Raw genomic sequence first — 13,663 nt, 5'->3', positions numbered from 1 at the left:
ATAAACGGCTCCGCCGTCTTTTGGTCAGGAGCGTTTACCGGCGAATTATATGCACCTCTATCATATCACATTTGCTTGCTTAACAACTAGTTCTTCTACAAGTTTCAATGCTTCACTTAATTTAGACTTATCCTTGCCGCCTGCCTGTGCCATATCAGGACGCCCGCCGCCACCGCCGCCGCAATGCGCAGCAGCTTCTTTAATAATCTTGCCTGCATGGAAGCCTTGTTTAACGAGATCGGCCGAAACGGCTGCAGCAAAATTAACCTTATCCTCTTGCACAGCGCCCAGCACAATGACGCTGGATTCTAGCTTGACCTTCAGCTCATCGACAATTCCTCTAAGCGCGTCCATCGTAGGGGCATTAACTTCTGCGCACAGCACCTTAACTGCGCCAGCCTGTATTGCCTTTTCTTCTAGGGAGCCCGCTTCAATATGACTTAGCTTCGCCTGCAGCGATTCATTGTCGCGAGAAAGCTCTTTGACTTCGGCAAGCATGGCATCGATGCGTTTTGGCACATCCGCTGCGCTTGATTTAAGCTGAGCTGCTGCTTGGTTCAGCACTGCTAGCTGTTCTTCATAATAATTATATGCATGTCTTCCAGTAACGGCTTCAATTCTTCTTACGCCAGAGCCAATTCCGCTCTCGCCGAGCAGCTTGAACATTCCGATCTGCGAAGTATTACCGACATGGCAGCCGCCGCAAAGCTCAATACTGTAATCGCTAATTTGGACGACGCGCACGATATCGCCATATTTTTCTCCAAACAACGCCATTGCGCCCATAGCCTTCGCATCATCGATCGATTTGCTTTCAATCTGAACATTCGTCCCGAGCCATATCTGCTCATTGACACGGCGTTCAATTTGCTGCAGTTCCTCTGCAGTGATACTTCCAAAATGAGAGAAGTCAAAGCGCAAACGTTCAGCCTGCACCAATGATCCGGCTTGATTCACATGTTCGCCGAGCACTTGCTTGAGCGCCTTATGCAGCAAATGCGTAGCTGTATGATTCTTTACGATATCCTCGCGTACGGCGCGGGAAACCTCTGCTACAGCTGTATCGCCAGCACGTACAGTGCCCGTTACAACCGCAGCGTGATGCACATGCTGACCGTGCGGAGCCTTCGTGACATCCTGCACTTCTAATACAAAGCCTTCGCCTGTAATAGTACCTTTATCGCCAATCTGTCCGCCGCTTTCGCCATAAAAAGGCGTACGGTCCAGAATAACAGCAATTTGATTGCCTTCATGCGCTTCAGTAGCAAGCTCATCATCCAGAACAATCGCAATAACTTTAGTGCTGGCTACCAAGTCATTATAGCCAACAAACTCACTTTTATCCGTAATATCCGATAAAGGTCCGCCCTGTACCTTCATGCTTCCTGTATCTTGACGAGCTGCGCGGGCACGGGCGCGCTGTGCCTGCATCGCAAGATCAAATCCTTCACGGTCAACAGTCATACCATGCTCAGCAGCAAAATCCTCCGTTAAATCAAACGGAAATCCGTACGTATCATACAGCCTGAAAGCATCTTCGCCGCCTATTACAGCTGCGCCGTTTTTCTTTGCTTCCTCCGCAAGCGTAGATAATAGAACAAGGCCATCGGACAATGTTTCGTGGAAGCGCTCCTCCTCTGTACGGATAACTCGCTCGATAAACTCGCGCTTTTGTACTACCTCCGGGTAGTATACGCCCATAATATCGCCAACAACAGCTGTCAGCTCATACAGGAACGGACGATCCAAGCCTAATGTTTTTCCGTATCTTACAGCACGGCGCAGCAAGCGGCGGATAATATAGCCTCTGCCTTCGTTGGATGGCATCACGCCATCGCCTACTGCGAATACGACTGTGCGAATATGGTCAGCAATTACTTTCATCGCAATATCGGATTCCTCGCTGCTGCGATAAGTGACATTAGACATATGAGCTACACGCTCAATAATAGGCAGGAACAAGTCGGTATCAAAGTTGGAATCAACGTCCTGCAAAATCGATGCGAAGCGCTCCAGGCCTGCGCCTGTATCAATATTTTTTTTCGGAAGCGGCGTATAGCTGCCGTCCTTATTATGGTTGAATTGAGAAAATACCAAATTCCATACTTCCAGGAAACGTTCATTTTCTCCGCCTGGCCAGCACTCCGGATCAGCCAAATCTCCATACTTGTCGCCGCGGTCATAAAAAATTTCTGTACAAGGTCCGCATGGCCCCTCGCCGATATCCCAGAAATTATCTTCCTTTAACTTATAAATACGCTCCTCCGGCAAACCAATTACATTATGCCAGTGGTTGTAAGCTTCCTCGTCCTCAACATATACCGTTACGGACAAGCGCTGCGGATCAAAGCCAATCCATTTCGGATCCGTTAGAAATTCCCACGCCCATTCAATCGCTTCCTTCTTAAAATAATCGCCGATTGAGAAGTTGCCGAGCATTTCGAAAAAAGTATGATGACGGCGCGTTTTGCCGACATTCTCTATATCATTTGTGCGGATACATTTTTGAGAGTTGGTCATTCTCGGATTTTCAGGAATAACACGACCGTCAAAATAAGGCTTTAGCGGTGCCATACCTGCATTTATCCATAGCAGCGATGGATCATTGTGAGGCACAAGCGAAGCGCTCGGTTCAATTTTATGACTTTTACTTTCAAAAAAAGCAAGCCATTTTGCACGGATTTCACTAGCTTTCATCTTAATAATTTCCTCCCTGACAACTTGAAAATTAAGAAGAAACGCTTGCTCCCTTTTCTGGGAACGCTCGGTTTCTCGGGAATTATAAGCACAAGTTATAGTAAAACTTATAAAGTCTTATAATTTTAAAAAACGCCCCTGTCAATGACAGGGACGAATGAATTCGCGGTACCACCCTGGTTATTGCGCAGCTCGAGCGCAATCGCCTTATCGGACTATAACGGGTCCAGCCGGTGAAGTTTATTCACGCTCCGAAACAGCGTTCGGCTACTCTTCATCCTAAAGCTCTCTCAGCCAGCGCAGTTTATTTGCCATTAGCACAATGCTCTGCTTGCGCGCGCAAAACAAACAACGAAGGAGCCTTCTCTCTGATTGATGGGCAGTAGCTTACTTATTTTCATCAACGCTTTCATATATGCCTGTTCAGATTATAGCCATAAGCGATTACTGCTGTCAAATGATCTTTCTCCTTACGTAATAAGCAAACATATGCTGGACAATAACTTTGCAAGCGGCAAAGATCGGCACTGCCAATATCATGCCTACTATGCCTGCTATTTCGCCGCCGACGAGCAAAGCGAATATAATAAACAGAGGATGCATATGCAGCGTCCGCCCCACGACCTGCGGAGAAATAACATTGCCCTCTAATATTTGACAAATGGTATTCACTACAGCTACCATAATGACCATTTTGAACGAGACGGTTGAAGCCATCAATATAGCAGGAGCAGCTCCGAAAAACGGGCCCATGTAAGGAATAATGTTCGTAATAGCTACAACACTGGCCAGCAGCAACGCATATGGCATGCCAATAATCAGATAGCCAAAATAAGCGAGCATGCCGACAATTACACAAACTAGAAACTGACCGCGAATATAGCTGCCGAGCGCATGATCGATATCCTTCATTAATCGGACAGCATTTTTGCGATGCGACTTCGGCACATAGGTAATAATAGTCCTTTCAAACACATCGAAATCCTTCAATATGTAGAAAGCGAGAAACGGAATGATAAAGGCTACAAAAACGGCGTTCAACATCTCGCCTATATTATTGACGAAGTCCATTAAGGTTTCGCTAATTTTTTTCTCCGAATGCACAAGCATTTTATTTAAGCTCTCTCTAAAGCTTTCTGGCAGCAGCGACGTATTATTAATATCGGATACTAAATTTTGCGCTCGCATCGACAGCTCCGGCATATGTCGGTTCAGCTCCTGCACCTGGTTAATAAACATCGGTATGGCATTAACGAGAATAACGGTCAGGGCCGCACAAAAAACAGCGTAAATTAACAGCACAGCTATCGTTCTGGGGACATTGCGCTCATGCAGCATCGTAACGATCGGGTTTAACACATAAGAGATTATCATAGCGATTATAAAAGGACCTAGCACAGCCCGCAGAAATACATATATATTAAGCAGCATCGGCTTTAGCTGCAGCAGCAAGTAAATGGCAATTAGGCATAAAATGAAGTATATGAGCCATTGAAACAAACGATTATTCGTAAAGCGTTCCATCATTTCCACCTCCAGCAGCAAGGCACAATTGTCTTAGGCGTCAGCAGTGTCAATTAAGCATTGCATTTAAGTATATGTACAAGTTATAAATACCATACTTGAACCCCAACACTTTTCATTCTGATTTTGATATAATCATACAGGTGATACGAAGCTGACCCATTTTTTTGCTTAACAACTATAGTCCCCTGTTCTGCAGGTATCCATATATATTAGAAGTTTATTGGGAGGCATTATGTCGATTCGCACGATTTTCAAAAAATACAATGGCACTTTAACGGGACTTTTCGCACTTATCTTTTTTATTGGCATGCAGAGTGTAATTAGCGGCTATGTCAATCTGGACACCGTCTATCATTACCGTATCAAATATCCAATATTTCTTGATGATCGCACTACATTCGATGTAGTCGTTGAGGAAATCGCCAATACCATACAAAAGGACAAGCTGGAGGATTACATTATTATGGCCGGCAACTCCGTGGCCTGGGGAACCAACGAACGATCGGATCATTCACTTGGTAAATATTTGAATGACTTAAGCCAGCAAAATCCGCAGCATAGGCAAGTTGTATTCAATCTTTCCATGCCTTCGATGCAGGCCGGCGACATTTATACGCTGCTGTTGATGCTGGAGAAAAAGGGAATCAAAACCGACAATCTTATTATCGGACTCACTTACTCTGCTTTTGTCGACCGTTCCGAAGGGCCAAGAGCTGTTTTTTGGCTCGGAGATCACTTGCGGCAGCTTGATCCGCCGTCTTTTGCTGATGTCAAAGATCAGCTTATAAAAGATTATTACGTTTATAAAACAGGCTGGAGCTATATCGAGGATACTTACACGCATAAGCTGCTTAATATTTTTCCGCTCTACAAATACAAGGGTATAATTGAGAGCTATTGGGAACAGGAAAAAAAGGACAGCGATCTGCTAGGCAATCCCAAGCCGTGGTACGAAAAAAAATATACGGATGACCGATTGCAAAGGCCTGAATATTTAAGCTTTTTTAATCCGGAGCCGTTTGTTATGGAAGAAAGCAACTGGGGCGTTTATTTTATGAACAAAATAATTAAGCATCAAGCAGGCAAAAACATGCTTGTATTTGTAGCAGGCGGCAATAGCGAGCTTTCCAAAAAAGAAGTCAGCACTACTGGCTATCAGCAAAATTTGCTGGCGATTAATAAATATTTGCAGGACAACAACGTTGACTTTATTAATTTGCAGGATAAAATTCCATCTGATTATTTTACGGATCATGTTCATTTGACCAAGGACGGCAACAAGCTGCTTGCAGACATCGTATGGGGCTTATGGCAGGAGAGGAGAACGGGCAATGCTCTTTAATTCACCTATTTTTTTGTTTTTTCTAATTATTGTAGCGCTGCTATTCTATCTCCTGCCAAAAGCAAGAATGTATATTTTAGCAATCGCCAACGCCTTATTTTACGCTTATGCGGGCTTTTCATATTTTGTATTATTTTTCATTGTCGTTTCATCCGTCTATTTTATTTCGAAAGGCCTGCAAACGAAATGGAGAAAGCTTGCGCTTGCAAGCGGACTTACGATAGTACTTGGCAATCTTAGCTTTTTTAAATATTCGATTTTTTTAATTGGAAATATGGAAAGACTGCTTGGCTTTCAATTTGACCTGTCTGGAACGATTTTAGCGGATCGATCCATTTTATTGCCGATCGGCATATCCTTTTATTCCTTTCAGCTTATTGCTTATTTGATCGACGTTTACCGCAAGCAGCTGCAGCCAAGCCGTTCCTTGCTGCAATTTTGGGTATTTATCGCTTTGTTTGCCCACTCGGCTGCAGGACCGATTTTGCGAGGCAATGATTTCTTGCCGCAGCTTGAAGCAATCAAACAAATCAGACCGGAAAGCAATCGCTTCAAGCTAGGCGTCACGTACATTTGTTTAGGACTAATCAAAAAGCTTGTCATCGTCGAATACATTGCGCCGTATGTCAATGACTACTATGACCGCGCCAGCTCCTTAAGCGGCGTTGAGGCTTGGCTCGCTTCCTATTTATTCGCCTTTCAAATCTATTTTGATTTCTCTGCCTACAGCGAGATGGCTGTCGGTATCGGACTGCTGCTCGGGCTTCAGCTCGACCTTAACTTCCGTACGCCGTACTTGAGCGCTAACGCCAATGAATTTTGGAGAAGATGGCATATTACATTATCACAGTGGATCAGGGATTACATTTTCATCCCGCTAGGCGGCTCGCGAGTTGCTAACTGGCGCATCTATTTCAATCTGATTGCCGCTATGGCAATTTCAGGCTTATGGCACGGCGCAGCGTGGACATTTATTATTTGGGGTGTTTATCACGGGGTGCTGTCTGCCGGACATCGCATGTACAAAATTATTATTAAAAAATGCAAATTGGAAGCGATTTGGAGCAGCCGCATTTATCACATATTCGCAGTTTTCATTTTTTTTCAGCTGACTGTTATTGGATGGGTGTTTTTTAGAGCAAACACATTTAGCGAGGCTTTACTGTTAATTAAGCGCATGCTGACAATTCAGCACGTAGAGCTGACGCCGGAGCTGTCACATCTTTGCATCGTAGTCATTTGTCTATATGCACTTCATATTATTGAAGCGATAGCTGTCAAGTATTTCGGTGCTGTTGCAAGCTTCTGGCAGCGGAGGATCCCGGCAATTGTACGCGGTGCTGTGTATGCGATTTTAGCTACGGTCATCCTTTCATATCTTGTGCATAGCGAAGGAAGCAGCTTTATTTACTTCCAATTCTAATTTATTGACGGAACATGATCCGATCAAAATTATTAATGGGGACATTCCTGCTGAAATACTAATCAAATTTTCATTAAAATGATGTATATTAGCAGGATTTGTCCCCATTCACTTTTCGGCACTATTATTGATTTATTGTTCTACATTATTATTGCGTTAGACATAATCAACTGGAGAAATTCGTCAAGATTGTCAGCTACTTTTTCTACCTCTTCAAACTCCGGTTCATATCCTCTTACAATTGCTCCTGCATCGTACGTTAAATCCATTGCATAAAAGGAATATCCTCCATCTACTGACATTACGATCGGCAAGTAATTATCCCACCACTTTATAATATCCGATTTCCAATTTCCATCGTTCTCTGCTGCTTCTAAACTTAGCCATTCAAATTCATTCCATCTAAACTCTGACTCATTATTGTACTCGCTTTCACAAACAAACCAAGTTTTATCGTTCGGCGTTATGCATTGTTTAACCATTTTCAAAAATAGCTTGTACTCGGGTGGAAATTCCTTATATCTAGTCACTATCTCTTTATCCAGATTTAAATCAGTTTTAGATTGCTCGATTATATTCCACTTTTCTTCTCTAGCCCAATTAATAAATTTTTCAATATTATTTTTCATATTTCACCTTCTTATAAATTTCTATAATAATTGCTTAACATAGCATTCAAAAAGAGCTTGAAGAAATGTTCTTCAAGCTCTTTGCACCTGTACTGCCCGTTCGAAGCTGTTTGTCATCTTATTTCATTATGCAGCTGCTTCCAGCCGCTTATAGTTGTACTTGCACAATTTCATCTTCAAAGAAAAGATCGTCCAGCGAGCTGAGCGTCCCATCCTCTTCAACCTGATATACCGACATTTTGTCGCCATTAACAGTCAATTCAATAAAACAGCCCCAGCAATAAAATTGATGAGAACCGATTTTTCCGATATCTTTCGAATTGCAATTCGGACATTTCATACTACCATTCTCCCTACCTAGTGAAATTGGAAGCTGCGACTGGCTCCAATTCCGCTTCGCTGACAGCAGGAACGATAATAGCATCCTCGCCAAGCATAATTTGCTCCTTGTCACTCGGCGCCTTCAACCACCTGCGTCCCTCCATCAAATCCGAAACAAAACCGTCCGTAAGCTCGTAGCCTACTATTTGTGTACCCTGAAATGGATAAAAATAAACATCGGACACTCGGCCAAGCTGCATGCCCTGCACCGTTACGACTGGCAAATCCTTTAATTTTGTAACGCCGGTGTAAAACGCGCGCATAATTTGATTAGATTTCATGCGAACAATCGCTTTTTCACTGCTAATCAATACGACGTCTTCACCACAAGACAACACTTCAGACCATGGCACAACCTTTAATGAAGTAGCGAACCAGCTCGCAAAGTCTATGATAATGCCATTTAGCTGCCAATGCTCGTCAAACCAAGCATCCTTTACTGTGCCGATTCGTTTGCCTGAATGCATGACGAAAACAGACAAGCCGATAAGTTGTTGAAGTTTTATCACTTTGGATTATTGTCCTCCCGAGTTCATCTCTTGAACGCGGCTCACAATTTTGGCAACGATTGGAGCTGCGTATTCTAGCTCCTCCAAAGTATTCCCCAAACCAAAACTAAATCTCACAGCAGAATCCATTTCTTCTGCAGGAATACGCATGGCGCGAAGCACATGCGATCTTTCCAGGGAGCCTGACGTGCAGGCAGAACCGCTTGCAGCAGCGATTCCTTCCATATCCAAATTCATCAGCATCGTTTCTGTATCAATTCCGACAAAGCTAATATTAACGATTTGCGGAAGCTGATGCCCTTTGCTTTCATGAACGACGAGCGGAATCATTTGAATATGCTCTCGCAGCAGCTCTATCCATCTTTTACGCAGCTCGTCCATGAAAAGTTGCTTATTTTTTCTATTTTCCACACAAATTTTTAGCGCAGCGGCAAATCCGGCTGCACCTGCGATATTTTCAGTGCCCGCACGTCGTTTGCGCTCCTGCGACCCGCCATGAATAATCGCTTCGAAAGGAGTCCCGTTTGCGATATATAAAACCCCTACGCCTTGCGGCCCGTTAATTTTATGAGCTGAAAAGCTCATTAAATCGACAGGAAGCGCATGCAGATGATATTCCTCGGAGCTCAGCGTCTGCACGGCATCCACATGAAACAGCGCGCCTGCCTGCTGTACAACTTCGCCAATCTGTTTAATCGGCTGAAGCGAACCGATTTCGTTGTTGCCGTGCATAATGCTGACGAGCCCTGTCTCAGGTCGCAGCGCTTGCTTCACCGTGTCGGCAGCTACGCGGGCGGCCTGATCGACCGGCAATATGGTCACCGCAAAGCCATGCTCCTTCTCCAGCCATTTCATCGTATGAAGAACAGCATGATGTTCAGCTTCAGTCGTAATCAGGTGATTTTTGCCAAGCTTGCGCTGTGCGAAGGCTGCGCCGATCAGCGCTGTATTATCGCTTTCTGTCCCGCCCGAAGTAAAGAGCAGCTCTGACGGGCTGCATCCAAGCAGCTTGGCAGCTTGATCGCGCGAATCACTCAAACACGCCTTCGCCATGCGGCCGAAGGCGTGTACACTGGAGCTATTTCCTGCTTGTGATTGCATGACGCGAACCATTGCATCTATAACATCCGGATGCATTGGCGTCGTTGCAGCATGATCGAAATAAATCCTTCTCATTTCTTTATCCTCTAAGCGGCTGTATTATATGTAGAACATATAATTATCAGCTTTTTCCTCATCTTGATAAGTAATCATATTCTCTAAAGTCGTGCTGTCAAGCACCTCTGCGATACTATCGCGAATACGAAGCCACAGCTGGCGTTTGGCTGGATCATCCTCTTCAGTGAAATCAACCGGCGAAATCGGGCCCTCCAATATACGGATAATTTGACCCGCTGTAATGTCGGCCGGTTCAGCCGCAAGAATATAGCCGCCGTATGCACCGCGAATACTTTTTACCAAGCCTGCATTTCTAAGCGGAGCGACCAATTGCTCCAAATAATGCTCCGACAATTGATTTTTTTCTGCAATGCTCTTCAAGGAAATCGGACCTTCTCCATATTTCGCTGCCAGTTCCATCATAATTGTTAAGCCGTAACGGCCCTTCGTTGATATTTTCAAGGTAGCACCTCTCTTTAAATCATTGTATCCCCATTATTTATATATGTTAACACATCCATAGCATAAGTTGTGCAAAAAGGTTGACTACTTCATGAAAATTATTTCATATTATGATACAATAGGACATGTTTTAATCGACAAGGTGGTGTAAGAGATGAATAAAGATAATGCTTCAACAAGAGTCGTTGTCGGCATGTCCGGCGGCGTTGATTCTTCAGTCACAGCCCTCCTGCTTAAACAGCAAGGCTACGATGTGATTGGAATATTTATGAAAAACTGGGATGATACTGACGAATTCGGCCATTGCACAGCCGAAGCGGACTCTGAAGATGTTCGCCGCGTGTGCGAGCAAATCGGCATCCCCTATTATACGGTAAATTTTGAGATACAATACTATGACAAAGTGTTCTCCTATTTCCTGGATGAATATCGCAAGGGACGCACTCCCAACCCCGATGTTATGTGCAACAGAGAAATTAAATTCGGTGATTTCCTTAAAAAAGCTACTGAGCTTGGCGCAGATTATTTGGCTACAGGACACTACGCCAGAGTGGAGCGCGATGAGAACGGAGAAGCAACGCTGCTGCGCGGTGTAGATGCCAATAAGGATCAAACGTACTTTTTATGTGCTTTGAATCAAAAGCAGCTAGCTAAGGCCATGTTCCCAATCGGCCACTTGCCTAAGCCGGAAGTCCGCCGCATTGCCGAGGAGGCCGGGCTTCATACCGCTAAGAAAAAAGACAGCACGGGCGTCTGCTTTATCGGCGAGCGCAATTTCAAAACCTTCCTAAGCGGCTATCTGCCAGCTCAGCCAGGCGATATGATCGATATTCGCACAGGCGAGAAAAAAGGCCGACATGACGGATTGATGTACTACACGCTAGGTCAACGGCAAGGCCTTGGCATCGGCGGCTCGGGGGGCGGCAATGGCGAGCCGTGGTTCGTAGCCAGCAAGGATTTGGAGCAAAACATTTTGTATGTTGTGCAGGGCGAGCAGCATGAAAGCCTTTATTCGGAAAGCCTCGAGGCTTCCGGAATGAATTGGATCAAGCCGCTGCAGTCAATGGAGCCCATCGTCTGCACTGCAAAATTCAGATACCGCCAGCCTGATCAAGGGGTAACTGTCATGCCTGGCGAAGACGGCACAGCGCATATTGTCTTTGACAAGCCGCAGAAAGCTATTACGCCTGGACAGGCTGTAGTGCTGTACAATGGTGAAATTTGCCTTGGCGGCGGCACAATCGATAAAGTAAACGCAATTAGCCGGGATGCGCTGCATGCCGAAGTTTAATAACTGCTTATAAATATGAAATCGCGGCAAGAGTCTGCGATGCGAAAAATAAAGTACAGTAGAAGTTTTTCCTTATACTGTACTTTTATTTTATCTAGACATTGTACCTAGCCAAAGTTTCGTCGACTCATTAGAAGTTTCCTTGTTGGTGGATTTGTCATACAACGTTCAAAGGTTCGTTACGAAATGACCACATATAGCTACATTCAAGCCCGGCTCGCTTTGCTATAATAAAACCGTTCTGCTTAAGCAGCTGCATGAATGAAACATCATTAGGAGGTCAAACAAAATGAAAAAAATAGTATGGCTCGTGCTGGCTTTATTAGTAATGCTGCCTGGCACCGCCCTTGCCCATTCCAAGCTGGAGAACGCAATTCCCGACAAGGAATCTGTAGTAGAAGCTTCTCCGCAGTCGATTCAAATGACATTCAATACAAAAATAGAGAAGCTGAGCACTTTCAAGCTATTCAATTCCAGCGATGAGCAAATGAACATTAGCGATATTAAAGTGGATGGCGCAGTATTGTCAGGAACGGTTCCAGACACGCTTGCCAACGATGAATATACCGTAAAATGGACGATTATCGGCGCTGACGGGCATGCGGTTGACGGACAATACACATTTGAAGTTAAAACAGCTGCAAGCGAGCCTTCAAACGAACCGGAAGCAACGCCGGGTACAGAAGCTTCGCCCGAGCCGACAGTCGAGCCTACAACTGAGCCTTCAGCAGAGCCTACTGCTTCCGTACAGCCCTCAGCTGCTCCAGACGACAGCAGCGCTGACAAGGATTCATCGTCCAAAAGCACAATTTATATTGTTATCGCTGCAGCAATTATCGTCATTGGACTGATTGTACTGGCAGCCCGGAGGAAAAAATAATGCTTTATGCAAGCGAAGGTTTGCTATATATCTGCTTTGCTATATTGACAGGGGCCTTACTGCTCCGGCTTGTGCCGGAGGACAGAAGGCCTTCTGTCGTTGTTCCGCATCCTCTTTTGCTTGTTATCGTCGCAGCGATACCGATACTATCCTTTGCGCCAATTCACCAGCTGACGGTTTCATTAATAAAAGATATAGAAATGTCGTATGGCGAAATGGCAAAGGTCATTATTTTGGAATTTAATTTAGGTAAAGCATGGCTTTGGACTGCTGTAGGCTGCTGCGGGTTATTTTTAATTTTGCAGCTGAAAGCTTTCAGAAATGACAAACATATGCCGTACATAGCCCTTTTTATCACTTTCTTGCTATTTGTATGGGTTGGTTTCGGCAGCCACGCCTCATCCCTTTATACATTCAAAGGCTTGGTCGTTCATTCCCTGCACTTTATGTCTGTCTCCGTCTGGATTGGCATTTTGTTCGTCATCAGCTGGTTTTCCCGCGATCAAAATAACTGGGAGTCCTTTCTGCGCTGGTTCTCGCCTGTTGCTATCGTTTGTGTAATCATAGCTTTGACAGCAGGCTTTTTACTGATGTGCTTCACCACAGAGCAATATTTGAATTCTTGGATGCTTCCTTATGGGCAAATGATGCTTATCAAGCATTTGCTTTTACTGCCACTGCTGCTGTTCGCCTTCAGCAACGGCTTTATCTATCGCTCAGTAATAAAGAAGCACGAAAACTTCCAGCCGAGAGGGTGGCTGCGTGCAGAATCTCTACTAGCACTTCTTGTATTATTTGCAACAGCTGTTATGGGAGAGCAGGCACCGCCGCATAATGTAAAGGATACGCTGCAGACAACCTCTCCTTCATCACTGTTCAAAAGCTTCTATCAGGGCAGCTTTAGCCCCGATTTGCAGCTGCAGTTCACACTTGATACGGAAAGTTTGCTTATGTTTGCTGCTGCCTTGCTAATGGCTGGAGGAGTTATATGGACGTATCGCAATCAGCGCCTTATTCCTTCCGTGTTAATGGGACTCCTGGCATCCTTGTTCGGCTATTTTGGTCTAATGTTTGCTATAGCGTGAGAGAGCTTACTAATCTAACGAGGCTAGACGATTTTAAGCCAGACGATCATATTGAGGGCAAATGGTACCTAAAACGTGGTTTGTTCACAAATAGAGCGGCTACAATTCGTTACAAGTTAAGATGAGCTGTTTTCATTGAAATAGCGCTTATCAGAGGACTAAGTTATGTCCGTATAATTGTGTAAAAAGAAAGAGGTCACTACATGTCCCTCATAGTACAATGTTATCAACGACGATTAACATGTGGAGGAAGTATAGTGACCCAATTACATTTTACCC

At 44.6% G+C, this 13,663-nt stretch carries 12 protein-coding genes; 5 read left to right on the top strand and 7 right to left on the bottom strand.

Annotation, left to right across the window (positions count from 1 at the left end):
- Positions 1 to 60 precede the first annotated feature (60 nt).
- Both alaS and V1L65_RS25720 read right to left on the bottom strand, forming a co-directional pair.
- Positions 61 to 2,697 (bottom strand): alanine--tRNA ligase, encoded by a 2,637-nt coding sequence (gene alaS / locus V1L65_RS25725; RefSeq protein WP_331702152.1) that lies wholly within the window; start codon positions 2,695 to 2,697, stop codon positions 61 to 63.
- Positions 2,698 to 3,150: 453 nt separating this feature from the next.
- The gene (locus tag V1L65_RS25720; RefSeq protein ID WP_331702179.1) at positions 3,151 to 4,221 is read right to left on the bottom strand and encodes an AI-2E family transporter; all 1,071 of its coding nucleotides are present in this window, start codon (positions 4,219 to 4,221) and stop codon (positions 3,151 to 3,153) included.
- A gap of 235 nt (positions 4,222 to 4,456) precedes the next feature.
- Between V1L65_RS25720 and V1L65_RS25715 the strand changes: the two genes are divergently transcribed.
- Positions 4,457 to 5,566: a hypothetical protein gene (locus tag V1L65_RS25715; protein WP_331702151.1), complete on the top strand. Its 1,110-nt coding sequence runs from the start codon at positions 4,457 to 4,459 to the stop codon at positions 5,564 to 5,566.
- Entirely contained in the window at positions 5,556 to 6,989 is a 1,434-nt protein-coding gene (locus V1L65_RS25710; protein WP_331702150.1) for an MBOAT family O-acyltransferase, read from the top strand. Before V1L65_RS25715 ends, V1L65_RS25710 begins: the two co-directional genes overlap by 11 nt.
- Before the next feature lie 140 nt (positions 6,990 to 7,129).
- On the opposite strand, the gene V1L65_RS25705 is transcribed toward V1L65_RS25710, so the two are convergent.
- From V1L65_RS25705 to cymR, 5 genes are all read right to left on the bottom strand, one after another.
- Entirely contained in the window at positions 7,130 to 7,618 is a 489-nt protein-coding gene (locus tag V1L65_RS25705; protein ID WP_331702149.1) for an SMI1/KNR4 family protein, read from the bottom strand.
- A 148-nt stretch (positions 7,619 to 7,766) separates the two neighbouring features.
- Entirely contained in the window at positions 7,767 to 7,958 is a 192-nt protein-coding gene (locus V1L65_RS25700) for a hypothetical protein (protein ID WP_331702148.1), read from the bottom strand.
- 13 nt (positions 7,959 to 7,971) lie between these two features.
- Entirely contained in the window at positions 7,972 to 8,508 is a 537-nt protein-coding gene (locus tag V1L65_RS25695; protein WP_331702147.1) for a PRC-barrel domain-containing protein, read from the bottom strand.
- Between the two features lie 6 nt (positions 8,509 to 8,514).
- The gene (locus tag V1L65_RS25690) at positions 8,515 to 9,684 is read right to left on the bottom strand and encodes a cysteine desulfurase family protein (RefSeq protein ID WP_331702146.1); all 1,170 of its coding nucleotides are present in this window, start codon (positions 9,682 to 9,684) and stop codon (positions 8,515 to 8,517) included.
- 24 nt (positions 9,685 to 9,708) lie between these two features.
- Complete coding sequence (cymR, locus tag V1L65_RS25685) at positions 9,709 to 10,128, bottom strand: cysteine metabolism transcriptional regulator CymR (RefSeq protein WP_331702145.1); 420 nt, start codon at positions 10,126 to 10,128, stop codon at positions 9,709 to 9,711.
- Between the two features lie 154 nt (positions 10,129 to 10,282).
- Between cymR and mnmA the strand changes: the two genes are divergently transcribed.
- The 3 genes from mnmA to V1L65_RS25670 all read left to right on the top strand — a co-directional run bounded on the left by mnmA (position 10,283) and on the right by V1L65_RS25670 (position 13,384).
- Positions 10,283 to 11,419 carry a tRNA 2-thiouridine(34) synthase MnmA gene (mnmA, locus tag V1L65_RS25680; protein WP_331702144.1) on the top strand — a complete coding sequence of 379 codons (1,137 nt, stop codon included), beginning with the start codon at positions 10,283 to 10,285 and terminating at the stop codon, positions 11,417 to 11,419.
- Positions 11,420 to 11,708: 289 nt separating this feature from the next.
- Complete coding sequence (locus V1L65_RS25675) at positions 11,709 to 12,299, top strand: copper resistance protein CopC (RefSeq protein ID WP_331702143.1); 591 nt, start codon at positions 11,709 to 11,711, stop codon at positions 12,297 to 12,299.
- Entirely contained in the window at positions 12,299 to 13,384 is a 1,086-nt protein-coding gene (locus V1L65_RS25670) for a copper resistance D family protein (protein ID WP_331702142.1), read from the top strand. The genes V1L65_RS25675 and V1L65_RS25670 overlap by 1 nt, the downstream gene beginning before the upstream one ends.
- The last annotated feature ends 279 nt before the right edge of the window (positions 13,385 to 13,663 follow it).

Source organism: Paenibacillus sp. IITD108 (genome assembly GCF_036541265.1).
Lineage (GTDB): Bacteria > Bacillota > Bacilli > Paenibacillales > Paenibacillaceae > Pristimantibacillus.
This window is presented reverse-complemented; position numbering and strand designations above follow the sequence as displayed.

What these genes read in the sequence shown, in the direction of transcription:
- mnmA (WP_331702144.1), top strand. Translation starts at nt 10,283, where the DNA reads ATGAATAAAGATAATGCTTCAACAAGAGTCGTTGTCGGCATGTCCGGC.
- V1L65_RS25700 (WP_331702148.1), bottom strand. Translation starts at nt 7,958, where the DNA reads ATGAAATGTCCGAATTGCAATTCGAAAGATATCGGAAAAATCGGTTCT.
- alaS (WP_331702152.1), bottom strand. Translation starts at nt 2,697, where the DNA reads ATGAAAGCTAGTGAAATCCGTGCAAAATGGCTTGCTTTTTTTGAAAGT.
- V1L65_RS25710 (WP_331702150.1), top strand. Translation starts at nt 5,556, where the DNA reads ATGCTCTTTAATTCACCTATTTTTTTGTTTTTTCTAATTATTGTAGCG.
- V1L65_RS25690 (WP_331702146.1), bottom strand. Translation starts at nt 9,684, where the DNA reads ATGAGAAGGATTTATTTCGATCATGCTGCAACGACGCCAATGCATCCG.
- V1L65_RS25715 (WP_331702151.1), top strand. Translation starts at nt 4,457, where the DNA reads ATGTCGATTCGCACGATTTTCAAAAAATACAATGGCACTTTAACGGGA.
- V1L65_RS25705 (WP_331702149.1), bottom strand. Translation starts at nt 7,618, where the DNA reads ATGAAAAATAATATTGAAAAATTTATTAATTGGGCTAGAGAAGAAAAG.
- V1L65_RS25675 (WP_331702143.1), top strand. Translation starts at nt 11,709, where the DNA reads ATGAAAAAAATAGTATGGCTCGTGCTGGCTTTATTAGTAATGCTGCCT.
- V1L65_RS25720 (WP_331702179.1), bottom strand. Translation starts at nt 4,221, where the DNA reads ATGGAACGCTTTACGAATAATCGTTTGTTTCAATGGCTCATATACTTC.
- V1L65_RS25670 (WP_331702142.1), top strand. Translation starts at nt 12,299, where the DNA reads ATGCTTTATGCAAGCGAAGGTTTGCTATATATCTGCTTTGCTATATTG.